Origin of the sequence: Amycolatopsis pretoriensis, from assembly GCF_900107925.1 — a bacterium.
Taxonomy (GTDB): domain Bacteria; phylum Actinomycetota; class Actinomycetes; order Mycobacteriales; family Pseudonocardiaceae; genus Amycolatopsis; species Amycolatopsis pretoriensis.
This window is the reverse complement of sequence record NZ_FNUJ01000001.1, coordinates 1326462-1349558: the sequence shown is the minus strand read 5'-3', so window position 1 is coordinate 1349558 and position 23097 is coordinate 1326462. Positions and strand designations below refer to the sequence as shown.

The following is a 23097-nucleotide window of genomic DNA, read 5'->3' as shown; positions in this document are numbered from 1 at the left end:
CGGCCTTACCCTGTTCAGCATGTCCGACCGCCTGTCGTCGCCCTTCCTCGAAGCCCTGCGCTCGCGCGTTCTGGTGGCCGACGGCGCCATGGGCACCGCGCTGCAGGCCCACGACCTCAGCCTGGCCGACTTCGCCGGCCTCGAAGGCTGCAACGAGATCCTCAACGTCACCCGGCCGGACGTGGTCCGCTCGGTGCACCGGGGCTACCTCGAGGCAGGCGCCGACGCCGTCGAAACGAACACTTTCGGGGCCAATTTCGCCAACTTCGCCGAATACGACATCACCGAGCGGATCTTCGAGCTCGCCGAAGCCGGCGCGCGGCTGGCCCGCGAGACCGCCGACGAGTTCGCGACGCCGGACCGCCCGCGGTTCGTCCTCGGCTCGGCCGGCCCGGGCACCAAGCTGCCGACGCTCGGTCACGCGCCGTTCACCACGCTGCGTGACGCCTACTGCGAAGAGGTCCGCGGCCTGCTGGCCGGCGGCGTCGACGCGGTGATCGTCGAGACCACCCAGGACATCCTCCAGACGAAGGCGTCGATCATCGGCGCGAAGCGGGCGATGGCCGCCGAGGGCCGCCAGGTGCCGATCCTCGCTTCGATCACCGTCGAAACGACCGGCACGATGCTGCTCGGCACCGAGGTCGGCGCGGCGCTGGCCGCCCTGGAGCCGCTCGGCATCGACGTCATCGGCCTCAACTGCGCCACCGGCCCGGCCGAGATGAGCGAGCACCTGCGGCAACTGGCCAAGCACGCCCGCGTCCCGCTGTCGGTGATGCCGAACGCCGGCCTGCCGGAGCTCGGCCCGAACGGCGCGGTCTACCCGCTCGGCCCGGAAGCCCTCGTCGAGGCGCTCACCGGGTTCGTCCGCGAGTTCGGCGTCGGCCTGGTCGGCGGCTGCTGCGGCACGACCGACGAGCACATCCGGCAGCTCGCCGCCGCCGTCGCCGACACCGCGCCGGTGCCCCGCCGGCCCCGGCCCGAGCCCGGCGTGGCCTCGCTGTACCAGGCGGTGCCGTTCAAGCAGGACGCCAGCGTGCTGATGATCGGCGAGCGGACCAACGCCAACGGCTCGAAGGCGTTCCGCACCGCGATGCTGGAAGGCCGCTGGGACGACTGCGTCGAGATCGCCCGCGAACAGACCCGCGACGGCGCCCACCTCCTGGACCTCTGCGTCGACTACGTCGGCCGCGACGGCACCGCCGACATGGCCGAGCTGGCCGGGCGCCTGGCCACCGCGTCGACACTGCCGATCATGCTCGACTCCACCGAGGTCCCGGTGCTGCGCGCGGGCCTGCAGCGCCTCGGCGGCCGCTGCGCGGTCAACTCCGTCAACTACGAGGACGGCGACGGCCCGGAATCCCGCTTCACCCAGGTCATGGACCTGGTCAGCGAGTACGGCGCCGCGGTCGTCGCCCTGACCATCGACGAGGAAGGCCAAGCTCGCACCGCCACGAAGAAGGCCGACATCGCCACCCGGCTCATCGAGGACATCACCGGCAAGTGGGGGTTGCACACCGCCGACGTCATCATCGACGCCCTCACCTTCACCATCGCCACCGGCCAGGAGGAATCCCGCCGCGACGGCATCGAAACCATCGAGGCCATCCGCGAGATCAAGCGCCGTCACCCCGACGTCCAGACCACGCTCGGCCTGTCCAACATCTCCTTCGGCCTCAACCCGGCCGCACGGCAGGTGCTCAACTCCGTGTTCCTGCACGAGTGCGTCCAAGCCGGACTGGACACCGCGATCGTGCACGCGTCGAAGATCCTGCCGATGGCGCGCATCCCCGACGACCAGCGCGCGGTGGCCCTGGACCTCGTTTACGACCGCCGCCGCGAAGGCTACGACCCGCTGCAGGAGCTGATGGCCCTGTTCGAGGGCGTCAGCGCCGCCTCCTCCAAGGCCTCGCGGGCCGAAGAGCTGGCCGCGCTGCCGCTGTTCGAACGCCTCGAACGCCGGATCGTCGACGGCGAGCGCAACGGGCTCACCGGCGACCTCGACGCGGCCCTGGAGCAGCGGCCCGCGTTGCAGATCATCAACGACACGCTGCTGTCGGGCATGAAGACCGTCGGCGAGCTGTTCGGCTCCGGACAGATGCAGCTGCCGTTCGTCCTGCAGTCCGCCGAGGTGATGAAGGCCGCCGTCGCCCACCTCGAACCGCACATGGAGAAGGACGACGACTCCGGCAAGGGCCGGATCGTGCTCGCCACCGTCCGCGGCGACGTGCACGACATCGGCAAGAACCTCGTCGACATCATCCTGTCCAACAACGGCTACGAGGTCGTCAACCTCGGCATCAAGCAGCCGATCACGACGATCCTGGACGCGGCCGAGGAGCACGGCGCCGACGCGATCGGGATGTCCGGGCTGCTGGTCAAGTCGACGGTGATCATGAAGGAGAACCTCCAGGAGATGAACTCCCGGGGCGTCTCCGCGCGCTGGCCGGTGCTGCTCGGCGGCGCGGCGCTGACCCGGTCCTACGTCGAGAACGACCTCACCGAGCTGTACTTCGGCGACGTCCGCTACGCGCGGGACGCCTTCGAGGGCCTGCGGCTGATGGACGCGATCATGGCCGCCAAGCGCGGCGAGTCGCCGCTGGTCGACGCCGACGCGGAGCAGAAGCGCCTGGAGCGCAAGGAACGCCGCGAACGCTCGCTGCGGATCGCCGAGGCGCGGAAAGCCCGCAAGGCCGAGGAAGAAGCCCTCGAAGGGCCGCCGGCCGCGCGCTCGGACGTCGCCACCGACGTCCCGCTGCCGGCCCCGCCGTTCTGGGGTTCGCGCGTGGTCAAGGGCGTCGCCCTCGCCGACTACGCCGCCATGCTCGACGAGCGCGCGACCTTCATGGGGCAGTGGGGTCTCAAGGGCGCCCGCGGCGGCGCCGGCCCGACGTACGACGAGCTCGTCGAGTCCGAAGGCCGGCCGCGGCTGCGGTACTGGCTCGACCGGCTGACCGCCGACGGCGTCCTGACGCACGCGGCCGTCGTCTACGGCTACTTCCCGTGCGTCGCCGAGGGCGACGACCTGGTCGTGCTCACCGAGCCGGAGCCGGACGCGCCGGAGCGGCTGCGGTTCACCTTCCCGCGCCAGCGCCGCGACCGGCGGCTCTGCCTGGCCGACTTCTACCGCCCGCGCGAGTCCGGCGAGGTGGACGTCGTGCCGTTCACGGTCGTGACCATGGGCCAGCCGATCGCCGACTACGCGAACGAGCTGTTCGCCGCCGACGCCTACCGCGACTACCTCGAGGTGCACGGCCTCGGCGTCCAGCTCACCGAGGCACTCGCCGAGTACTGGCACTGCCGCATCCGCGGCGAGCTGACCTTCCCCGGCGGTGTGGCGGTCGCCTCAGAGGACCCCGACGACGTCGAGGAGTTCTTCAAGCTCGGCTACCGTGGAGCACGGTTCTCACTGGGCTACGGCGCCTGTCCCGATCTCGAGGACCGGGCGAAGATCGTCGCTCTCCTCGAGCCGGGCCGCATCGGCGTGAAGCTGTCCGAGGAGTACCAGCTGCACCCCGAGCAGTCGACCGACGCGATCGTCTGCCACCACCCCGAAGCGAAGTACTTCAACACCTGAGGGAGAATCCACTGTGGACGGACTGGGCGCCGTGTTGTGGGACATGGACGGCACGCTCGTCGATTCCGAGAAGCTGTGGGACATCGCCCTCTACGAGACGGCGGAATGGCTCGGCGGCAGGCTTTCCGAAGAGCAGCGGATGACCCTCGTCGGGTCCAACATGGACGACACCTCGGCGTACCTCCTGGAAGTCGTCGGCCGTCCGGTCACCCCCGAAGCGGTCGCTTCGACCGGCGAGGAGATCCGCCGCCGCACCGCCGGCCTGTTCGACGACGAGCTGCCGTGGCGCCCCGGTGCCCGCGAAGCCCTGACGGCGGTGCGCGCGGCGGGCGTGCGCTCGGCCCTCGTCACCTCGACCGAGCGGGACCTGACCGAGCTGGCGCTGAACACGATCGGGCGGGAGTTCTTCGACGTCACGGTGTGCGGCGACGAGGTCGAAGGCCTCAACAAGCCGCACCCGCGCCCGTACCTCAAGGGAGCGGAGCTGCTCGGCGTCGACCCGGCGCGGTGCGTCGCGGTCGAGGACTCGCCGCCCGGCACGGCGTCGGCCGTCGCGGCGGGCTGCACGGTCCTGGTCATCCCGAACGACGTCCCGGTCGAGCCGGGGGAGCGGCGCGTGTTCCGCGACTCGCTCGTCGGCGTCGACGTGGCGGCGCTGGCGGCCCTGCTGGGCTGAACGCCCATGTCGCATTTCCGCTAGCCGTCGTCGTCGCGCTCGGCGATGCTGGACGGCGTGCACGAAGATTTCGAGCGGTGCGTGCGGGCCGTGCAAGCGAAGGACGCCCGCTTCGACGGGTGGTTCTACACCGCCGTCCTGACGACGAAGATCTACTGCCGGCCCAGCTGCCCGGTGGTGCCGCCGAAGCCGAAGAACATGAGCTTCTACCCGAGCGCGGCGGCCGCGCAGCAGGCCGGGTTCCGCGCCTGCAAGCGCTGCCGCCCGGACGCCAGCCCCGGCTCGCCGCTGTGGAACGAGCGCGCCGACCTGGTCGCGCGCGCCATGCGGCTGATCGCCGACGGCGTCGTCGACACCGACGGCGTCCAAGGCCTCGCCGACCGGCTCGGCTACAGCGTCCGGCAGGTCCAGCGCCAGGTGTTCGCCGAGGTCGGCGCCGGTCCTCTGGCGCTGGCCCGGGCCCAGCGCGCGCAGACCGCGCGGACGCTGATCGAGACGACCACCCTGCCGATGGCCGAGCTGGCGCTGGCCGCCGGGTTCGGCAGCATCCGGGCGTTCAACGACACCGTCCGCGAGGTGTTCGCCCTCTCGCCGACCGAACTGCGGCAGCGGGCGAAGGGCAAGCCGTCGGCAACCGCGGGCGCGATCCCGCTGCGGCTGCCCTACCGCAAGCCGCTCTGCCCGGACAACCTGTTCGGCCACCTCGTCGCCACCGGCGTGCCGGGTGTCGAGGAGTGGCGCGACGGCGCCTACCGCCGGACCCTGCGGCTGCCGCACGGCCACGGCGTCGCCGCGCTGCGGCCGGAAGACGGGTACATCGCCTGCCGGCTGACGCTGACCGACCTGCGGGACCTGCCCACGGCGACCAGCCGCTGCCGCCGCTTGCTCGACCTCGACGCCGACCCGGTCGCCGTCGACGACCAGCTCGCCGGCGACCCGCTGCTCGCGCCGCTGGTGGCGGCCGCGCCGGGGCGCCGGGTGCCGCGCACGGTCGACGGCGCCGAGTTCGCCGTGCGGGCCGTGCTGGGCCAGCAGGTTTCGACCGCGGCGGCCCGCACCCACGCGGCCCGGCTCGTTGTGGCCCACGGTGAACCGATCGACGACCCGGAGGGCGGGCTGACGCACCTGTTTCCGTCGCCGGACGCGCTCGCTTCGCTGGACCCGGAGACCCTGGCGATGCCGCGCTCTCGCCGTCGGACGCTGCTCGCGCTGGTCGAAGCGCTGACGGACGGCCTCGACCTCGGCGCGGGCAGCGACTGGGCCGGGACGCGCGCGGCGCTGACCGCGTTGCCCGGCTTCGGCCCGTGGACGGTCGAGAGCATCGCGATGCGGGCCCTCGGCGACCCCGACGCGTTCCTGCCCACCGACCTCGGCATCAAGTACGCGGCGGAGACGCTCGGCCTCGGCGGCCAGGCCGCCGTCGTCGCCCGGTCCGTGGCGTGGCGCCCGTGGCGCGCCTACGCCACCCAGCACCTGTGGGCCACCGGTGACCACGCGATCAACCGGATGCCCGCCGCCTAGGAGGTCCCGTGCGTTCCCACACGGTCGTCGACAGTCCCTGCGGCCCGTTGACGCTGGTCGCCGAGGGCGACGCGCTCTGCGGGCTGTACATGCACGAACAGCGCCACCGCCCGGCCGAGGCGACGTTCGGCTCGCCCGGCGCCGTCGAGGTCTTCGCGCTCGCCGAAACCCAGCTGAAGGAGTACTTCGCCGGGCAGCGCCGGGAGTTCGACCTCCCGCTGGCCTTCCGGGGCACGCCGTTCCAGCGGTCGGTCTGGGCGGCGCTGCTCGACATCCCGTACGGCGAAACCGCGTCCTACGGCGAACTCGCGCAGCTGCTCGGCAAGCCGGCGGCCGCGCGGGCCGTGGGCCTGGCCAACGGCAAGAACCCGGTTTCGATCATCGTGCCGTGCCACCGGGTGCTCGGTTCGGCGGGTTCGCTGACCGGGTACGGCGGCGGCCTGGAGCGGAAGCGGTACCTCCTCGACTTCGAACGCCGTCCCAGTCCTCGGGAGTTCATGTCCACTTCGGTGTGAGATCGGCGGCATCCGCGGCGGGGCGGAGCGGCACCGCGGGGCCCGGGGTGGAAGGATCTGCAGACCGTGAAGACCTTCGATGAGCTGTTCGCGGAGCTTGCCGAGCGCGCGCGTACCCGTCCCGACGGGTCCGGCACCGTCGTCGCCCTCGACGCCGGGGTGCACGCCCAGGGCAAGAAAGTGCTCGAGGAAGCCGGCGAGGTGTGGATCGCGGCCGAGCACGAGTCCGACGACCGTCTCGCCGAGGAGATCTCCCAGCTGCTGTACCGGGTGCAGGTGCTGATGCTCGGCCGCGGCCTGTCGACCGAGGACGTCTACCGCTACCTGTGACGGGTCGCTCGAAGATACGAGGAGAGAAGCGAAATGCTGCGTGTTGCCGTGCCGAACAAGGGAGCCCTCGCCGCCGCGGCGACGGAGATGCTCGGCGAGGCGGGCTACCGGAAGCGGCATGAGCAGCGCGACCTGACCGTGCTCGACCACGTCAACGAGGTCGAGTTCTTCTTCCTGCGTCCCAAGGACATCGCGATCTACGTCGGCTCCGGCGACCTCGACCTCGGCATCACCGGCCGGGACCTGGCGCTCGACTCCGGCGCGCCGGTGGAGGAGATCCAGGCGCTCGGCTTCGGCGGTTCGACGTTCCGCTACGCCGCCCCGGCCGGCCGCGAGTGGAAGCCGGCCGACCTGCACGGCAAGCGGCTGGCGACGTCGTACCCGCGGCTGGTCCGCGACGACCTCGCTCGCCACGGCGTCGAGGCCGAGGTGATCCGCCTCGACGGCGCGGTCGAGATCTCGATCCAGCTGGGTGTGGCGGACGCGATCGCGGACGTCGTCGAGTCCGGCCGCTCGCTGAGGCAGAACAACCTGGTCGCGTTCGGCGACCCGATCTGCGTGTCGGAAGCGGTGCTGCTGCAGCGTCGCGGCACGCCGGAAAGCAAGGCGAAGTCGCAGCTGGCCGCGCGCCTGCGCGGGGTCGTGTTCGCGCAGCAGTACCTGATGCTGGACTACGACTGCCCGCGGACGCTGGTGGAGAAGGCGATCGCCATCACGCCGGGTCTCGAGTCGCCGACGGTGGCGCCGCTCGCCGACGACGACTGGGTCGCCGTGCGCGCGATGGTGTCGCGCAAGAAGGTCAACCTCATCATGGACGAGCTGGCCGAGGTCGGCGCCAAGGCGATCCTGGCGTCGGACATCCGCTCCTGCCGCTTGTGACCCCGTGAGTGTTCAGGGCGGTTCCGACCGCCCTGAACACTCACGACCGGGGACGGTTCGGCTTCTTCGGCAGCAGGTCGTAGAGACCCTTGCGGGCGCCGTTGTCGTTGACGTTGCGGGCCACCGCGACCTCCGAGATGAAGTCCTCGAAGACGAACTCCTCGTCCGCCGGGACCACCGCGGGGGCCTGGTTCTGCTCCAGGTAGCTGTCCAGCGTGCCCGCGATCTCGCGGAAAGACAGCGCTTGCAGCGTCTCCGGCGCGTACGTCGTCACCGGGACCCCGTGCGCCGCCGCCTCGTTCATCACCACACCCAGCGGCAGGTGCGACAGCATCGGGATGCCGAACTCGTACATCTCCTGCAGCGCCGCGGCCGCGTAGTGCGAGATCGGGCGCCGGTAGAGGCTCGGCACCAGGCCGAACCACGACAGCGGCTGCCGCCCGACGGTCTGCTCCACGTACCGCACCTGGTCGGCCAGCAGCCGCAGCGCGCGGATGCTCGTCTTGTCCGGCTGCACCGGCACCAGGATGCCGTGCGAGGCCGCCAGCGCGTTGTTCGTCAGCACGTCCAGCGCCGGCGGGCAGTCGATGACGCAGTGGTCGTAGTTGGCGAACTGGATGACCCGGGCCAGCTGCCAGCCGGGAACGCGGAACGAGTCGAGCCGCCGGATCAGGTCGAACATCCCCGGCGACGTCGGCACGACGTCGAGCGCGCCGCCCTTGCCGAGGTTGCTGCGCGGGTGCGGGACGACGAGCTCCTCGATCGGGCCCTTCCACGTCTTGGCCAGCGCTTTCGCCAAGGTCGGCGTGTCTCCGCGGACCTCGGACAGGCCGAGCATCTCGGTCGTCGCGTGGCCCTGCGGGTCGAGGTCGACGAGCAGCACGCGCCGGCCCCGCTCGGCCAGGGCGGCCGCGGTGCCGACGCTCAGTGAGGTCTTGCCGACCCCGCCTTTCTGGTTGACCACCGAGGTGATCTGCATGCCGGAGCGCTCCTCAAGTCGGTCGTTCCGCGAAGGTTATTGGATGCGGGCCCGTTGTGGGTGGCTATCCGCCCCCGGCCTGTCGCGGTCGCACCATGAGCGCCTGCGCGCCGGTGGCCACCGGGCCGCCCGAGTCGTGCAGGATGCTGGTCGCGGTGCCGATGCCGTGCTTGCCGACCAGCGTGACCGCGTCGAGGCCGATCCACTCGCCTTCGGGCACCCGCCGCAGGTGGACGGTCAGCTCGGAGTTGATGAACCACCACCGGCGCGGGTCGAGGAAGTTCGACACGCCGTTGCCGGAGTCGGCGACGGTGAACAGCCGCTGCAGCCCGCTCGGCTCCTCGCCGTCGACCAGCGGGACGCGCTGGCGGGCCCAGACGGCCGCCGGCCCGGGCACGTCCATGCCGCCGCGCACCGCGCGCCACTCGACGGCGTCGAGGTAACCGGCCTGCCAGCCCTCCGGCCACGGCGACTCCGTCACGGTGTCCGGTGCCGGCATCAGCGGCCCGGCGTCGGTGGCGGCTTCGGTCGTGTCGGACGTCGCGATGCGCCACGCCGAAGCCCGGGCCACGACGCGGTCCGTGCTCGCCAGCTCGGCCTGCAGCAGCTCCACCGACCGGCCCGGCCGCTCGACCCGGGCCCGCACGGCGAGGTCGGCGACCGGTGCCGGGCCGAGGATTTCGACGGTCACCCGCGCGAGTTCCGCCGGGTGGGCCTGTTCGACATTTTCGAGTGCGCGCACCAGCAACGCCGAGGGCGGGCCGAAGTGCTGCGAGTCCGAGGACCACGGCCCGGCCGTGTGCGCGGTCGCGGAGTAGCGGCCTTCGCCGAGGGGGACGTAGAACGCGTCGGCCATCAGTCGGCCCGGTCCAGCGGCGTCTCGTCGCCCGCGTCGGGCTCCGGCCAGCCGGGGTAGTCGGGCGGCGTGCCGCCGTACTCGGGGCAGTGCGCCTGGTGGTCGCACCAGTTGCACAGCTTGCTCTTGTTCGCGCGGAAGTCGCCGGTCTTGCCGGCCTTGAGGATGGCCTGCCAGATGGCTTCGAGGGTGCGCTCGAAGCGCAGCAGTTCGGCTTCGTCGGGTGTGTAGGCCAGCGATTGGCCGTCGGTGAGGTACATGAGTTTCAGCTGGCGCGGCACGATCCCGCGCAGCCGCCACAGCACGACGGCGTAGAACTTCATCTGGAACATCGCCTTCGCCTCGCCGATTTCGCGCGGCGCGGCGCCGGTCTTGTAGTCGACGACCCGGATTTCCCCGGTCGGCGCGACGTCGAGGCGGTCGATGTAGCCGCGCAGCAGCACGCCGGAGCCGAGCTCGATTTCGACGTGCAGCTCGCAGGCCTCGGGTTCGAGCCGCCGCGGGTCTTCCAGGTCGAAGTAGGCGTCGAGGAGTTTTTCGGCCGACCGCAGCCAGTCCGCGTGGTCGTCGGGCTTTTCGCCGTCGAACAGTTCGGTCCACTCCGGACGGTCCGCGGAGAGGTCCGTCCACGCCGGGCCGAGCAGTTCCTTCGCCTGGGCCGGGACGCGCTCGGCGGCCGGCAGCGCGAACAGCCGCTCCAGCACCGAGTGCACGAGCGTGCCGCGCAGCTGGGCCTTGGTCGGGACCTCCGGCAGCCGGTCGACCGCGCGGAACCGGTAGAGCAGCGGGCACTGCTTGAAGTCGCTGGCCCTCGACGGCGACAGCGCGGGCCGCCGCCGCACCTCGGTGGCGACGGCGGTGGCTGCTGGGGGATCCGTGGTGACGGTGTCGGCGTCGGGCATGGGCAGAGCGTAACGCCGGGGTACGACAGTTCCGGCGACCGCAACGCCCGGCACCCGCTCCCGCCGCCCGGCCGCGGTCCTGAATGACTCATTCAGGACGTCGGCGGTCCTGAACGACTCATTCAAAACCGCCGGCGGCGACCGCGCCGGCAGCGGCGGCGCATGGCGGGAGTGCTGCCGGCGGTCGCAACGCCCGGCCCGGGTCCCACCGCCCAAGCGCCCCAATGTGGCCTTCGGTGCGTCAGACGCACCGAAGGCCACATTGGGTGCGTCAGACGCAACCAAGGCCACATTGGGGCGCTCCTCGCCGTGGGCGACACCACCCGGACCGGATCACCCGCTCCCCACACCGGGGGCTCTAGGCTCTCCCGCATGGCCGCGACCAGTGAACAGGGCACCGGGGGCACCCGGCAGGCCGTCCTCGCGGACGGCGGGCTCCAGCTGTTCCGGGTCGCCGGCGTGCCCGTGCTGCTGGCGCCGTCCTGGTGGATCGGGTCGCTGATCGTCGTCGTGCTCTACGCGCCGCTGGTCGGGCGGCTGCTGCCGGACGCCTCTTCCCTGACCTCGTGGCTGCTGGCCGGCGCGTTCGCGCTGCTGCTGGGCCTGTCGGTGCTGGCGCACGAGCTCGGGCACTGCGTGGCCGCGCTGCGGTTGGGGATCCCGGTGCGGCGGGTGCGCCTGTTCCTGCTCGGCGGGCTGTCCGAAGTGGCCCGGACGCCAAAGCGGCCGGTGCACGAGGGCCTGGTCGCTGCGGCGGGCCCGGCGGTGTCGCTGCTGCTGGGCGGGTTCTGCGGCCTGCTGATGTTCGCCGTCCCGCCGGAGGGCGCGGTCTGGATGCTGGTGGCCGAATGCGCGGTGGCGAACCTCGCCGTCGGCGTCTTCAACCTCCTGCCCGGCCTGCCCCTCGACGGCGGGCGGCTGGTCCGCGCCGGCGTCTGGGCGGCCACCGGGATCCGCGCGAAAGGCACACGCGCCGCGGTCGCCGGCGGTGCGGTCGTGGCCGCGGGCCTGCTCGTGTGGGCCCTGTGGGGACTGGCGACCGGCAGCCCGGACCGGTGGCTGCGCCTGGGCGTCTGCGTCGTCACGGCGTGGTTCGTCATCCTCGGCGCGCGTTCGGAGCTGCGGGCCGAATCGCGTCGCACCTGGCCGGAAGGTCTGGACCTCACCGAGCTGGTGCGGCCGGTGCTGCAGCTGCCCGCCGAAAGCCCGGTGTCGGACGCGCTCGCGGCGTCGGCGGGCCGGGGCGTGGTGCTCGTCCGCGCGGACGGCGTCGCGGCCGGGCTGCTCGACACCGGCGCGGCGGAGCGCCTCGCGGCCACTTCGCCGCACGCTCCCGCCGAGCTCGCGGCGGAGCCGATCCGCGCCGAAACCGTCCTGCTGGCCTCGGAACCGGGGGAGGACGTCGTCGAGCGCGTCCGCGAGACCCCGGCGTGGCAGTTCCTCGTCGTCGACGACGAGGGGCGCCCGGCGGGCGTGCTGCGCCGGGACGACCTGCGTGCCGCGCTGAACCGCCGTACCCGCTGAGGGCGCGCCCCGGACGGCCTGCGAAGATCTGTCGTCGGCCATTCGGGGTACAGGAGGAAGTGTTGTCGGTCAGCGGACCGTTTCGCGCGGGTGATCGGGTGCAGTTGACCGACTCGAAGGGGCGGCACTACACCTTGACGCTGGCCGACGGCGGGGAGTACCACACCCACCGCGGCGCGCTCGCCCACGACGACCTCATCGGCCGGCCCGAGGGCTCGGTGGTGACGTCGGCGGGCGGGTCGACGTACCTCGCCCTGCGCCCGCTGCTGCCGGACTACGTCCTCTCGATGCCGCGCGGCGCGCAGGTGATCTACCCGAAGGACGCCGCGCAGATCGTGATGTGGGGCGACATCTTCCCGGGCGCCCGCGTGCTCGAGGCCGGCGCGGGTTCGGGCGCGCTGACGTGTTCGCTGCTGCGCGCGGTGGGCTCCGAAGGGCACGTGAGCTCGTACGAGATCCGTGACGACCACGCGGTGCACGCCGAGCACAACGTCGTGAAGTTCTTCGGCGAGAAGCCGGCGAACTGGTCGCTGACGGTGGCGGACCTGGCGACCCACGAGGGCGAGGTCGACCGGGTCGTGCTGGACATGCTGGCCCCGTGGGACCAGCTGCCGAACGTGGCGGCGCACCTGGTGCCGGGCGGGGTGCTGACGGTGTACGTGGCGACGGTGACGCAGCTGTCCCGCGTGACGGAGTCGCTGCGCGAGCAGCAGTGCTGGACCGAGCCCGAATCGTGGGAAACGCTGATGCGGCCGTGGCACGTGGTGGGGCTGGCGGTGCGCCCGGACCACCGGATGGTCGCGCACACGGCGTTCCTGCTCACCGCCCGCCGGCTCGCCGACGGGACGGTTTCGCCACGCGTGTCCCGGCGGCCCGCGAAGGGCAAGGGCTAGCGAGACCTCACCGGCGCAACGCTGAGCGGCACCATCCTGCGGGACGCGGATCTGCCCGGCGCCGACCGGCCCCTCAGCCCGGCACGCACCACCGCCCGTTCTCCTTGTGCAGCGGGAAGGGCGTGTCCTTGGTCCCACCCGCGGCTTCGACGTGCACCTTCGCCGTCGCGGACTCGCCGCGGACCTCCGGTGGCTCCTTCAACGTCACCTTCACCGGGCCCGCCGCGTCCCACATCCGCTGCAGCCGGCCCAGGGCGTCCGCGGTCTGCGGGCGGCACGTCAGCTTGCCGAACGCCGCCGAGTCGTGGGCCGTGATCGCGTCGACGATCGCCCGGGCCAGCACGTTCACCGCCGCGGTGTCCACCGCGCTCGGGGCCGCCGAAGCCGTGGTCCGGGGCGCCGGGGGCGTGCTCGGCGGCGCGGGCGGGGAGCCGGACGGCGCCACCAGCAGCAGTCCGAGCACCACGCCCGCCCCGGCCACGCCGAGCAGCACCAGCCCGGCGGCGAGCGCGCGGTTCACCGAAGGCGCGGGCTCACGAGCCGTCCGCCTTGACGTTGGACAGGCACCACAAGCCGGATTCCTTCTGGGCCGACATCGTGCCGACCTTGGTCTTGCTGCCGTCCGTGGCCGAGTAGCGCACGGTGGACTTGTCCCCGGTGTCCTGCGGCGAGCCGGTCAGCTTGACCGTGACCTTCGGGATGTCGCCCGTGGTGCCCTCGAAGACGCTCCGGCAGATGGTGTCGCCCAGCGCCTTCTCGTCGCCCGCGTTGTAGGCGTCGATCGTCGTGTCGAACAGCTCCTGGGAGCTGCCCTTGCCGGCCGGTGCGGGGCCGCTCGCGGGCTTGGTGCTCTTCGTCGACGGGCTGGTCGGCGAGGTCGTCTTCGGCTTCGAGGCCGACGTCTTCGGCGCGGACGTCGGAGCCGCGGAGCTGCTGCTGGCCGGCGGGGCAGCGGTGTTGTTGTCGTCGCCGTTGGCGAGGACGAACCACGTCACGCCGCCACCGACGAGGATCACCGCGGCGGCCGCGATGCCGACGATGAGGCCGGTCTTCTTCTTGGGCGGCGGTGCGTCACCGAAGCCGCCGCCCCCGTACGGGTCGTAACCGCCGTAGCCCGGCTGCTGCTGCGTCGGCTGGCCCCACTGGTCCTGCTGGGGCTGCTGCCCGTACTGCGGGTAGCCCTGCTGGGGCTGAGGGCCCGTCTGGGGCGGGTAACCGCCCTGCTGCGGCTGCCCGTACGGATCGGGCTGGCCGAACTGCTGGGTGCCGCCGTAGCCCGGCTGGGGCTGCGGTCCGCTCTGGGGGTAGCCGCCGGGCTGCTGGCCGTACGGCCCGGGCTGCTGCCCGTAACCTCCGGGCTGCTGGCCGTAGCCGCCCGGTTGCTGCGGCGGGTAGGTCATGGGTGGTGCCCCCTCGCGTTCCTTCGACGGTGACCCGGCCTTCGAGGCGGCCGACGTCGGCCCGATGCTAGCCATCGGGGCGCCCCGCCGCGCGGTTAGGGCGGAACTGGCCGGAATTGCCCGGCTCGGGCAGGGTTGGCGCCCTGGAGGGCCGGGTACTCCCGACGTGCTTGGTTCGTCCCGGCCCGGACGGGCCCGCGACGCGCCGGGGCCACGGCACCGAAATGGCCTCTTGCGCTGCGGGAATGTCCGTGCTGGACCAGGCGAGGAAACCGCGACGCGCCGATCTTGTGATCCGGAAAGGCCTTTTCTTGTCGGTGATCGCCGGTACCGTGGAATGAAAAGCACTCCGAGGAGGTGCCCGATGCATCATGACCTTCCCGGAGGTCGGCGCGAGGAGGCCGACCCTTCAGCAACATCCGGAGCTGGGACGACGGCGGACGAGCAGGCTCGGCAGATCCGTTTTCTCGAGGAGGAAGTGGCGCTGCTGCGCCGCAAACTGACCGACTCGCCACGGCAGAACCGAGTTCTCGAACAGCGGCTCGCCGAGGCCTCGGAAAGGGTGAGCCAGCTCACCGAACGCAACACCAAACTGGTCGAAACCCTGCGTGAGGCACGAGGACAGCTCCTCGCGCTGCGTGAGGAGGTCGACCGGCTGGCCCAGCCGCCGTCCGGCTACGGCGTCTTCGTCGAGGCGTACGAGGACAACACGGTGGACGTCTACACGGCGGGCCGCAAGATGCGGGTGTCGGTGTCGCCCGCGGTCGAGCTCTCTTCGTTGCGACGCGGCCAGGCGCTGCGGCTCAACGAAGCGCTCACGGTGGTCGAGGCCGGCGGCTTCGAACGCACCGGCGAGGTGTGCGCGTTGCGTGAGGTGCTCGCTGCCGACGTCGAGGGCGGCAGCCTTCGCGCGCTGGTGGTCGGGCACGCGGACGAGGAGCGGGTGGTCCTGCTCTCCGACCTGCTGGCCGAGCAGCCGCTCAAGCCGGGCGACTCGCTGCTGGTCGACTCCAAGGCCGGCTACGCGTACGAGCGCGTGCCGAAGGCGGAGGTCGAGGACCTGGTGCTGGAGGAGGTGCCCGACGTCCGCTACGAGGACATCGGTGGCCTCACCCGGCAGATCGAGCAGATCCGCGACGCGGTGGAACTGCCGTTCCTGCACGCCGACCTGTACCAGGAGTACCAGCTGCGCCCGCCCAAGGGCGTCCTGCTCTACGGCCCGCCGGGCTGCGGCAAGACGCTCATCGCCAAGGCGGTCGCGAACTCGCTGGCCAAGAAGGTGGCCGCGGCCCGGGGCGAGAACGAGGACGGGAAGTCCTACTTCCTGAACATCAAGGGTCCCGAGCTGCTCAACAAGTTCGTCGGGGAGACCGAGCGGCACATCCGCCTGATCTTCCAGCGGGCGCGGGAAAAGGCCTCCGAAGGCACCCCGGTGATCGTGTTCTTCGACGAGATGGACTCGATCTTCCGGACCCGTGGGTCGGGCGTTTCGTCCGACGTCGAAACCACGATCGTGCCGCAGCTGCTGTCGGAGATCGACGGTGTCGAAGGCCTGGAGAACGTCATCGTCATCGGCGCCTCCAACCGCGAGGACATGATCGACCCGGCGATCCTGCGGCCGGGCCGGCTCGACGTCAAGATCAAGATCGAGCGTCCGGACGCCGAAGGCGCGAAGGACATCTTCTCCAAGTACCTGGCCGAAGGCCTGCCGATCCACGCGGACGACCTCGCCGAGTTCGGCGGCGACGCCAAGGCGACGTTCGACGCGATGATCCAGCACACGGTCGAGCGGATGTACGAGGAGAGCGACGAGAACCGGTTCCTCGAGGTGACCTACGCCAACGGGGACAAGGAAGTCCTGTACTTCCGCGACTTCAACTCGGGCGCGATGATCCAGAACATCGTGGACCGGGCGAAGAAGTCGGCGATCAAGTCGGTGCTGGAGACCAAGCAGCCCGGTCTTCGCGTGCAGCACCTGCTCGACGCGATCGTCGACGAGTTCGCGGAGAACGAGGACCTCCCGAACACCACCAACCCGGACGACTGGGCCCGGATCTCCGGCAAGAAGGGCGAGCGGATCGTCTACATCCGCACGCTCGTCACCGGCAAGAACCAGGACTCGGGGCGGGCGATAGACACCGCCACGAACACCGGTCAGTACCTGTAGGTCCGAGTACCCGATGGGGCGGCCGCTTCGGCGACCGCCCCATCGGCGTGTCTAGCGGGCCGCCAACTCGGGCTCGGGCTGGCGCCGCCGCAGGCGTCCGTGCGCCGCGAGGATGCCCACCACGATCAGGACCGCGCCCGCCGGCTGGTTCCAGCTCACCGGCTCACCCAGCACCAGTACGCCGAGCAGCACTCCGACCACCGGTGTGAGGTAGGTCACGGCCGAGGCGTTGGCCGCGCCCCAGGCCGCGATGATCCGGACGTTCCAGACATAGGCGATCCCCGTCCCGAAGACGCCGAGCGCCACCATGCTCGCCACCACCGCGAGGTCCAGGTGCACCGGTGCGGTCGCGATCGCGGGCGCCGGCAGGCCGAGCAGGATCGTCGCCGAGCCGGTCTGACCGAACGCGACGACGACCGGGTCGACACCACGCGGAGAGACGAACCGGCGCATGTAGACGAAGCAGGCGCCGTAACACGTGGTAGCGCCCAGGCAGGCGAGCTGTGCCGTCAGCTGGTGCGAGACGTCGACGCCGTGCCACACCCCGACGATCGTGAGCACGCCGAGGAAACCGAGCGACAGGCCGAGCACCCGCGGCGGCGTGAACCGCTCTTCGGGCAGCGCCGCGGCGGCGAGGAGCATCGTGACGAGCGGCGTCGTCGCGTTGAAGATGCTGGCCAGACCGGACGAAATGTACTGCTCCGCCCACGAGAACAGCAGGAACGGCACCACGCACAGCAGCACCGAAACGACCGCGAGGTGACCCCACAGCACGGGATCGCGGGGGAGCGGCCGCCGGCGCACCACCAGCACGGCGGCCAGCGCGAGCGCTCCCAGCGCGACCCGCGCGAGCGCGATCTGCGCGGGGGAGAGCCCGGCCAGGCCCATCTTGATGAACAGGAAACTGGCACCCCACACGACGGCCAGCAGCGCGAACCGCACCGTGACCCCGAAACCCGCCGCTCCGAACCGCATGAGCGCAGTCAAGCCGGGACGCCCGGGGGCGGGCCAGCGGTTTTCGGACCTCGCCATCCGTATAACGACCTATACCCGCCGCGGATAGACTTCCGCTCATGGCAGCAGGGGGACGGGCGTGGGAGCGAGCGGTGGCGCACGTCGCGAGCCGCGTGGCCGGGCCGCCGCTGCCCGAAGGCCTGGACGTCACCGTCCACTTCCACCCGGACCGCCGGGTGGGCGAGGCGCCGTTGCTGCGCCACCTCGTCGTGGACGGCGTGTACCGCTCGCAGTTCGAGACGGGCACGAGCAACGGCGGCCTCACCGCGCACGCCGGGGGAGACCGCTGGCGGTGGGAGCACCGCATGTTCGGCGGCGCCTACGACGAGCTGCCGCCCTCGGCCCGGCCCAAGTACGGTTCGCTCAACTACCGTCGCCGGCCGGCGGGCGGTTCCGTCCGGTTCGGCTCATCGCACCTGGTGCTGAAGCGCGAAGTGCTGGCGCGGACGACGTTCTGCTACCCCGACAGCTTCGGCGAGCCGGAGGACTTCGGCACCGCCGCGCACCTGCCGTTGCTGCGGCTCGCCGAAGCGGACGTCCAGGACGAGCTCGACGACCACATCGAGGCCCACGTCCACGGCCCGCTCCGGCTGGCGGCCGATGTCGAGGCCCTCGTCCTGGACCCGGCGTTCCGCGGCACCGACGTCGAGGCGGCCGCCGCCGACCTGCCGTTTCCCACGCGGTGGCACCACGGGTTCCGCCTGCCGGTCGAGGTGCTGGCCGAGCACGCGGACTACCGCGGCGAGGACGTCGTGCGGGCCGGCAAGGAGATCGCCGAGGACGGCCGGCTCGACGCCCGCGTCATCGGCGACGCCGTCCGCGCCGGCCGGCACGATCCCCAGGTGCTCAAGCGCGTCTGGCACTGCACCGCGCGGTTCGGGCTACGCGGCGACCGGTAGCAGCGCCTCGGCCAGCCGGCGCCAGTGCGGCATCGCCGACTCGCCCGGCGCGATGCCGATGACCTGGATGCCGACGTGGTCGGCGCCCGCGTCGAGGTGCGCGCCCAGCTTCGCGGTGACTGTCTCGAGGTCGCCCCAGAACACCAGGTCGTCGACGATCCGGTCGGCCGCGCCGTCGATCTCCTCCTGGGTGTAGCCGAGCCGCCGGAACTTCGCGATGTTGTACGGCTGCGTGAGGTACGGGTGCAGGTGCCCGCGGGCGATCTCGCGTGCCTTCGCCGCGTCGGTCTCGAACAGCACCGCGTGCTCGACGCCGAGGAACGGCCCGTCGCCGAGGATTTCCCGCGCCTGAGCCGTGTGTCCGGGCGTGACGTGGTAGGTGTGCGCGCCCGCCGCGTGGTCGCGCGCCAGCTCCAGCATCTTGGGGCCGTACGCGGCCAGCAGCCGCCGCACGGGGGCTCGCGGCGCGGGGTTGCCGTTCGTGACGGCGTCCATCGCCTCGAGGTACTCGCGCACCGCGGCCAGGGGCTGCGGGCCGGGGGACCCGCCGAAGCCGAGGCCGAGCAGGTGGCGGTCCGGGTAGGCGTCCGCGAGCAGCAGCGCCCCGCCCTGCGTCCGGCGCGGCTCGCGCGACCCGATCTGCGCGATGCCGTTGACGACGGTCAGGGTGTCGGTGGCCGCCAGCAGGAAGCCGGCGTGGGTGAGCGCCTCGCGGCCGTCGGTCTCCGGGATCCACAGCGCCGGCCAGCCCAGTTCTTCCAGTTCCCGCGCGGATTCCCGGATCCGGCTCGCCGGCCGGGTCTCGAAGTCGAACGTCCAGATCCCGTAGCGGCCGAGCCGCACGCCCTCGATGGTGGCCATGGATCGAAGTATCGCAGAATCCCGATCTGAGTCACCCCGGCCGGGGTGAAGGCGTGTCGTCGCGGTCAGGGTTGCGTATAACGACCTATACTCACCGCCCGTGAGCGAAGAAACGCACCGGCCCCGCGCGCCGATCACCGAAGCCGACGTCCTGGCCTGGCTGGAGACGACGGCGGCCGCCGTCCAGGCGGGGGAGGTTGGTGCCCAGGAGCTCATCGACATCCTCGGCGAGCTCCGCCGCGCCTCGGCGGCCTGCGCCGACGCCTCCGACTGGGCGCTGCTCGCCGCGCGCGAAGGCGGTGCGAGCCTGCGCCAGATCGCGCCGGTCTTCGGCAAGGGGTACGTCCGGGCCCCGGCCGCACGCCTGGAGAAGCTGCACCGCCAGGCGCAGAACGCCGACCAGTGGCTGGCCATCCTCCGGCACAAGCAGACGGCGTGAAGGCCCCCGTGGACCGCATCGCGCTGGGGCTGGCGGCGCTGGGCCGCCCCGCCTACATCAACCTCGGCCGCGACGGCGCCCTGCCGCCGGTGCGGGACGTCGATTCCATGCGGGCGGCGACTTTCGCCGTGCTCGACGACGCCTACGCCGCGGGTGTCCGGCACGTCGACGTCGCCCGGTCGTACGGGCGCTCGGAGGAGTTCCTGGCCGGCTGGCTCGCCGAACGCGGGCACGCCGACGTCGAGGTGTCCAGCAAGTGGGGCTACGCCTACGTCGGGGACTGGCGGCTCGACGCCGACGTGCACGAGGTGAAGGAGCACTCGGCGACGCGGTTCGCGACCCAGTGGGCGGAAACCCTGTCCCTGCTGGGGAACCGGGTCGTGCTCTACCAGGTCCATTCGCTCACTGTGGACAGTCCTTTGTTCACCGACGAGCCGTTGGTCGAGGCGCTGGCGGAGCTTTCCGCGAACGGCGTCGCGGTCGGGTTCTCGACGTCGGGACCGGCGCAGGCGGACGCGATCGAGCGGGCGTTCGAGCTGGAAGTGGCCGGGCAGCCGGTGTTTTCGGCGGTGCAGTCGACGTGGAACGTCCTGGAGCGGTCGGCCGGGCGGGCCCTGGCCGCGGCGCACGCGGCCGGGAAACGCGTGCTGGTGAAGGAAACCCTGGCCAACGGCCGGCTCGCGGTGGAGGCGCCGAAGGCCGTCCTCGACATCGCGTCCGCGCACGGGACCGGCCCGGACGCCGTCGCGGTCGCCGCGGTGCTGGCCCAGGAGTGGGTGGACACCGCCGTCATCGGGCCCGCGAGCCCGGTTCAGCTGGAAGCGAACCTGCGCGCCACGGCGGTGGAGCTGGGCGCGGCCGACCGGGACGCGCTGGCCGGGCTCGCCGAGGACTCGGGCGCGTACTGGCGACACCGGTCCTCCTTGGCGTGGGACTGAGCGGCTGCATTACCCTTCGCAGGCACCAGCGGACGACAGGGAGGCCGGAGCAAGTGCGTCATCGGCAGGTGATCGCCCTGGCCGCGGTCGCGTTGGCGGGCCTGACGGCCTGCGACGGGCCCGACCCGAACAACCTCGAGACGTACTACGACGATCCGGTCCCGGCGTCCTCGGCGCCGGTCACCACGGAAGCGCCGGTGAGCCCCGCGAAGGCGGCCCCGGTGACGCCGGTCGTCCCCGATCCCGGCCTGCTCGCGCAACGCGCGCTGCTGTCCGATGCGGACGTCGCGGAGGAGGGCGTGCAGCCGGGCTCGGGCGAGGCGGCGGGATGCCTGGCGGACGGGCCGGCGGCGGGCAGCCGGACCGCGACCTGGCGCTACCCCAGCGGGTCGGAGCTGAGCCACCGCGTCGTGGCGTTCCCGGACTCCTCGGCCGCCCGGGCCGTCGCGGAAAACGAGTGCGCGGGCAAGGCGGTGAGCGTCCCCGCCCAGCCCGGGGTCGAGCTGCAGCAGGCCTGGAGCGACGGCAAGACCTGCACGGTGGTGCTGGCCAAGGGAAGTCTCGTGTCCGAGCTGACGGTCTCGGCGAGCACCGGGACGCGGGCCGTGGACGCGGCGAAGCGCCTTCTACCCGCGATGACGGCGAAGCTGATGGCTCAGCCGTAGCGGCGGAACCACTCCTGGACGCCCTCGCGGCCGTCGGGGATGAAGGGCAGCTCGGGTGCCGGGTCGTCGACCCAGGCGCGGAGGTCTTCCAGGGGGATCCAGCGGCCTTCGACGATCTCTTCGGCCTGGTGGCGGATCGGGCCGTCCCAGCGGACCTCGAACGCGAAGTTGTGGCAGCGGTTGCGGCCGTCGTCGTAGACCTTGGTGAACAGCGGCACGGGTTCCACCCCGTGGACGCCGAGCTCTTCGGCCAGTTCGCGGCGGGCGCACCCGGCCGGTGACTCGCCCGCGGCGACCACGCCGCCGGCCCAGCAGTCCCAGGTCGAGGGGAACACGTCCTTCACCGCGGTGCGCAGGTGCACGTAGACGGCGCGGCCGTCACCCGAACGGACGAGCACGACGCCGGCGGCGTGCCACAGCGCCTCCGCGCGGACCCGCGAGCGGGTGGTCGTGCCGACGACGGAGCCGGCCTGGTCATAGAGCGCAACGAGTTCGTCACTGCCTGGCATGGGTGCATCGTTCCACTAGGGCGACCCCGTAGGGTGGTGGACATGCGGCGGATCATGGGAACCGAAGTCGAGTACGGCATCTCCGTGCCGGGCGACGCGACGGCGAACCCGGTACTCACCTCGACCCAGGTCGTGCTGGCCTACGCGGCCGCGGCCGACATCCCGCGGGCCCGGCGGGCGCGGTGGGACTACGAGGTGGAGTCGCCGCTGCGCGACGCGCGCGGGTTCGACCTGACCGGCCCCGGCGGCCCGGGCCACGACCCGGACGTCGAGGACCTCGGCGCGGCGAACGTCATCCTGACGAACGGCGCACGGCTGTACGTCGACCACGCGCACCCGGAGTACTCCGCGCCCGAGGTGACGAACGCGCGCGACGCCGTCATCTGGGACAAGGCGGGGGAGCGGGTGATGGAGGAGGCCGCGCTCAAGGCGGCGTCCGTGCCCGGCCAGCCGCAGCTGCAGCTGTACAAGAACAACGTCGACGGCAAGGGCGCGAGCTACGGCACGCACGAGAACTACCTGATGGCGCGCTCGACGCCGTTCACCGCGGTGATCGCGGGGCTGACGCCGTTCTTCGTGTCGCGGCAGGTCGTCACCGGCTCGGGCCGGCTCGGGATCGGCCAGCAGAGTGAAGAAGCCGGGTTCCAGCTCTCCCAGCGTGCGGACTACATCGAGGTCGAGGTCGGCCTGGAGACGACGCTCAAGCGCGGGATCATCAACACCCGCGACGAGCCGCACGCGGACGCGGACAAGTACCGGCGGCTGCACGTCATCATCGGCGACGCGAACATGTCGGAGTACTCGACGTACCTGAAGGTCGGGGCGACGGCGCTGGTGCTGGACCTGATCGAGTCGGGCATCCGGTTCGACGACCTGAAGCTCGACGAGCCGGTCAAGGCGGTGCACCAGATCAGCCACGACCCGACGCTGAAGGCGCAGGTCGCGCTGGCGAACGGGAAGAAGTACACCGGGCTGGACCTGCAGTTCGCCTACCACGAGATCGCGTCGCAGAACCTGGAGCGCATCGAGGCGGACGAGGCGTCGAAGGAGGTTCTGCGGGTCTGGGGCGAGATCCTGGACGCGCTGGCCCGCGACCCGCAGGAGTGCGCGGACCGGCTGGACTGGCCGGCCAAGCTGCGGCTGCTGGAGGGCTACCGGCAGCGGGACCAGCTGGCCTGGGGCGCGCCGCGGCTGCGTCTGGTCGACCTGCAGTACTCGGACGTGCGGCTGGCGAAGGGCCTGTACAACCGGCTCGTCACCCGCGGGTCGATGAAGCGGCTGGTCACCGAGGAAGAGGTGCTGGCCGCGGTGACCACGCCGCCGTCGGACACGCGGGCCTACTTCCGCGGCCGGGCGCTGGAGAAGTACGCGACGTCGATCGCGGCGGCGTCGTGGGATTCGGTCATCTTCGACGTCGGCAAGGAGTCGCTGGTGCGGATCCCGACCCTGGAGCCGTTGCGGGGGACGAAGGCGCACGTCGGCAAGCTGCTCGACGAGTCGGCGACGGCGGAGGACCTGGTGGAGGCGCTCACCGGTTCGGACTAGGCGTGACGCAC

Annotated in this window: 22 protein-coding genes; 14 read left to right on the top strand and 8 right to left on the bottom strand. The window is 71.9% G+C overall.

All coding sequences use genetic code 11. From position 1 onward, the window contains the following. The first annotated feature begins 19 nt into the window (after window positions 1-19). From metH to hisG, 6 genes are all read left to right on the top strand, one after another. Entirely contained in the window at window positions 20-3574 is a 3555-nt protein-coding gene (gene metH, locus BLV96_RS06305) for a methionine synthase (protein ID WP_086681122.1), read from the top strand. A gap of 13 nt (window positions 3575-3587) precedes the next feature. Next, window positions 3588-4250 (top strand): HAD family hydrolase, encoded by a 663-nt coding sequence (locus tag BLV96_RS06300; protein ID WP_086681124.1) that lies wholly within the window; start codon window positions 3588-3590, stop codon window positions 4248-4250. A gap of 57 nt (window positions 4251-4307) precedes the next feature. Then, window positions 4308-5771, top strand: coding sequence for a DNA-3-methyladenine glycosylase 2 family protein (locus tag BLV96_RS06295; RefSeq protein ID WP_086681184.1), 1464 nt, complete (start codon window positions 4308-4310; stop codon window positions 5769-5771). An 8-nt stretch (window positions 5772-5779) separates the two neighbouring features. Continuing rightward, on the top strand, window positions 5780-6286 hold the full coding sequence (locus BLV96_RS06290; RefSeq protein ID WP_086681126.1) for a methylated-DNA--[protein]-cysteine S-methyltransferase: 507 nt from the start codon (window positions 5780-5782) through the stop codon (window positions 6284-6286). A gap of 66 nt (window positions 6287-6352) precedes the next feature. Next, entirely contained in the window at window positions 6353-6616 is a 264-nt protein-coding gene (locus BLV96_RS06285; protein ID WP_086681128.1) for a phosphoribosyl-ATP diphosphatase, read from the top strand. A 33-nt stretch (window positions 6617-6649) separates the two neighbouring features. Further along, window positions 6650-7495, top strand: coding sequence for an ATP phosphoribosyltransferase (gene hisG, locus BLV96_RS06280; RefSeq protein WP_086681130.1), 846 nt, complete (start codon window positions 6650-6652; stop codon window positions 7493-7495). Window positions 7496-7535: 40 nt separating this feature from the next. Here the strand turns inward: hisG and BLV96_RS06275 are convergent, their stop codons facing one another. From BLV96_RS06275 to BLV96_RS06265, 3 genes are all read right to left on the bottom strand, one after another. Continuing rightward, a complete protein-coding gene (locus BLV96_RS06275; protein WP_086681132.1) occupies window positions 7536-8474 on the bottom strand; it encodes a ParA family protein in 939 nt (312 codons plus the stop codon). A 64-nt stretch (window positions 8475-8538) separates the two neighbouring features. After that, window positions 8539-9330, bottom strand: coding sequence for a thioesterase family protein (locus tag BLV96_RS06270; protein ID WP_086681134.1), 792 nt, complete (start codon window positions 9328-9330; stop codon window positions 8539-8541). Beyond that, on the bottom strand, window positions 9330-10232 hold the full coding sequence (locus BLV96_RS06265) for a RecB family exonuclease (protein WP_086681136.1): 903 nt from the start codon (window positions 10230-10232) through the stop codon (window positions 9330-9332). The genes BLV96_RS06270 and BLV96_RS06265 overlap by 1 nt, the downstream gene beginning before the upstream one ends. Window positions 10233-10604: 372 nt before the next feature. Between BLV96_RS06265 and BLV96_RS06260 the strand changes: the two genes are divergently transcribed. Together BLV96_RS06260 and BLV96_RS06255 are read left to right on the top strand one after the other, a co-directional pair. Beyond that, complete coding sequence (locus tag BLV96_RS06260; RefSeq protein ID WP_086681138.1) at window positions 10605-11756, top strand: site-2 protease family protein; 1152 nt, start codon at window positions 10605-10607, stop codon at window positions 11754-11756. Between the two features lie 62 nt (window positions 11757-11818). Then, on the top strand, window positions 11819-12649 hold the full coding sequence (locus tag BLV96_RS06255; protein ID WP_086681186.1) for a tRNA (adenine-N1)-methyltransferase: 831 nt from the start codon (window positions 11819-11821) through the stop codon (window positions 12647-12649). 73 nt (window positions 12650-12722) lie between these two features. Here BLV96_RS06255 and BLV96_RS06250 read toward each other — a convergent pair whose 3' ends face one another. Then, the gene (locus BLV96_RS06250; protein ID WP_086681141.1) at window positions 12723-13169 is read right to left on the bottom strand and encodes a hypothetical protein; all 447 of its coding nucleotides are present in this window, start codon (window positions 13167-13169) and stop codon (window positions 12723-12725) included. A 13-nt stretch (window positions 13170-13182) separates the two neighbouring features. Further along, a complete protein-coding gene (locus BLV96_RS06245; RefSeq protein WP_086681145.1) occupies window positions 13183-14049 on the bottom strand; it encodes a hypothetical protein in 867 nt (288 codons plus the stop codon). A gap of 364 nt (window positions 14050-14413) precedes the next feature. Here BLV96_RS06245 and arc point away from each other — a divergent pair, with 364 nt between their 5' ends. Then, window positions 14414-16216, top strand: coding sequence for a proteasome ATPase (gene arc, locus BLV96_RS06240; RefSeq protein WP_086681147.1), 1803 nt, complete (start codon window positions 14414-14416; stop codon window positions 16214-16216). A 51-nt stretch (window positions 16217-16267) separates the two neighbouring features. Here arc and BLV96_RS06235 read toward each other — a convergent pair whose 3' ends face one another. Then, window positions 16268-17191 (bottom strand): DMT family transporter, encoded by a 924-nt coding sequence (locus BLV96_RS06235; protein ID WP_086681149.1) that lies wholly within the window; start codon window positions 17189-17191, stop codon window positions 16268-16270. A gap of 98 nt (window positions 17192-17289) precedes the next feature. Between BLV96_RS06235 and BLV96_RS06230 the strand changes: the two genes are divergently transcribed. Beyond that, a complete protein-coding gene (locus BLV96_RS06230) occupies window positions 17290-18129 on the top strand; it encodes a DUF3626 domain-containing protein (RefSeq protein WP_086681151.1) in 840 nt (279 codons plus the stop codon). Here the strand turns inward: BLV96_RS06230 and BLV96_RS06225 are convergent. Further along, the gene (locus BLV96_RS06225; protein WP_086681153.1) at window positions 18112-18990 is read right to left on the bottom strand and encodes a TIGR03620 family F420-dependent LLM class oxidoreductase; all 879 of its coding nucleotides are present in this window, start codon (window positions 18988-18990) and stop codon (window positions 18112-18114) included. The genes BLV96_RS06230 and BLV96_RS06225 overlap by 18 nt on opposite strands. A 100-nt stretch (window positions 18991-19090) precedes the next feature. Between BLV96_RS06225 and BLV96_RS06220 the strand changes: the two genes are divergently transcribed. The 3 genes from BLV96_RS06220 (at window position 19091) to BLV96_RS06210 (ending at window position 21032) form a co-directional block, all read left to right on the top strand. Next, window positions 19091-19429: a hypothetical protein gene (locus tag BLV96_RS06220; protein ID WP_086681155.1), complete on the top strand. Its 339-nt coding sequence runs from the start codon at window positions 19091-19093 to the stop codon at window positions 19427-19429. Beyond that, window positions 19426-20367 carry an aldo/keto reductase gene (locus tag BLV96_RS06215; RefSeq protein WP_244180062.1) on the top strand — a complete coding sequence of 314 codons (942 nt, stop codon included), beginning with the start codon at window positions 19426-19428 and terminating at the stop codon, window positions 20365-20367. Before BLV96_RS06220 ends, BLV96_RS06215 begins: the two co-directional genes overlap by 4 nt. A 68-nt stretch (window positions 20368-20435) precedes the next feature. Next, window positions 20436-21032, top strand: a complete 597-nt coding sequence (locus tag BLV96_RS06210) for a hypothetical protein (RefSeq protein WP_086681160.1) — start codon at window positions 20436-20438, stop codon at window positions 21030-21032. On the opposite strand, the gene BLV96_RS06205 is transcribed toward BLV96_RS06210, so the two are convergent. Continuing rightward, window positions 21023-21541, bottom strand: a complete 519-nt coding sequence (locus BLV96_RS06205) for an NUDIX domain-containing protein (protein ID WP_086681161.1) — start codon at window positions 21539-21541, stop codon at window positions 21023-21025. The genes BLV96_RS06210 and BLV96_RS06205 overlap by 10 nt on opposite strands. Window positions 21542-21583: 42 nt before the next feature. Here BLV96_RS06205 and dop point away from each other — a divergent pair, with 42 nt between their 5' ends. Beyond that, entirely contained in the window at window positions 21584-23086 is a 1503-nt protein-coding gene (dop, locus tag BLV96_RS06200) for a depupylase/deamidase Dop (RefSeq protein WP_086681163.1), read from the top strand. The last annotated feature ends 11 nt before the right edge of the window (window positions 23087-23097 follow it).

Excerpts from the sequence above, each read along its gene's own strand:
- metH (WP_086681122.1), top strand. The coding sequence starts at position 20 with ATGTCCGACCGCCTGTCGTCGCCCTTCCTCGAAGCCCTGCGCTCGCGC.
- hisG (WP_086681130.1), top strand. The coding sequence starts at position 6,650 with ATGCTGCGTGTTGCCGTGCCGAACAAGGGAGCCCTCGCCGCCGCGGCG.
- BLV96_RS06275 (WP_086681132.1), bottom strand. The coding sequence starts at position 8,474 with ATGCAGATCACCTCGGTGGTCAACCAGAAAGGCGGGGTCGGCAAGACC.
- BLV96_RS06270 (WP_086681134.1), bottom strand. The coding sequence starts at position 9,330 with ATGGCCGACGCGTTCTACGTCCCCCTCGGCGAAGGCCGCTACTCCGCG.
- BLV96_RS06265 (WP_086681136.1), bottom strand. The coding sequence starts at position 10,232 with ATGCCCGACGCCGACACCGTCACCACGGATCCCCCAGCAGCCACCGCC.
- BLV96_RS06260 (WP_086681138.1), top strand. The coding sequence starts at position 10,605 with ATGGCCGCGACCAGTGAACAGGGCACCGGGGGCACCCGGCAGGCCGTC.
- BLV96_RS06245 (WP_086681145.1), bottom strand. The coding sequence starts at position 14,049 with ATGACCTACCCGCCGCAGCAACCGGGCGGCTACGGCCAGCAGCCCGGA.
- arc (WP_086681147.1), top strand. The coding sequence starts at position 14,414 with ATGCATCATGACCTTCCCGGAGGTCGGCGCGAGGAGGCCGACCCTTCA.
- BLV96_RS06235 (WP_086681149.1), bottom strand. The coding sequence starts at position 17,191 with ATGCGGTTCGGAGCGGCGGGTTTCGGGGTCACGGTGCGGTTCGCGCTG.
- BLV96_RS06230 (WP_086681151.1), top strand. The coding sequence starts at position 17,290 with ATGGCAGCAGGGGGACGGGCGTGGGAGCGAGCGGTGGCGCACGTCGCG.
- BLV96_RS06225 (WP_086681153.1), bottom strand. The coding sequence starts at position 18,990 with ATGGCCACCATCGAGGGCGTGCGGCTCGGCCGCTACGGGATCTGGACG.
- BLV96_RS06205 (WP_086681161.1), bottom strand. The coding sequence starts at position 21,541 with ATGCCAGGCAGTGACGAACTCGTTGCGCTCTATGACCAGGCCGGCTCC.
- dop (WP_086681163.1), top strand. The coding sequence starts at position 21,584 with ATGCGGCGGATCATGGGAACCGAAGTCGAGTACGGCATCTCCGTGCCG.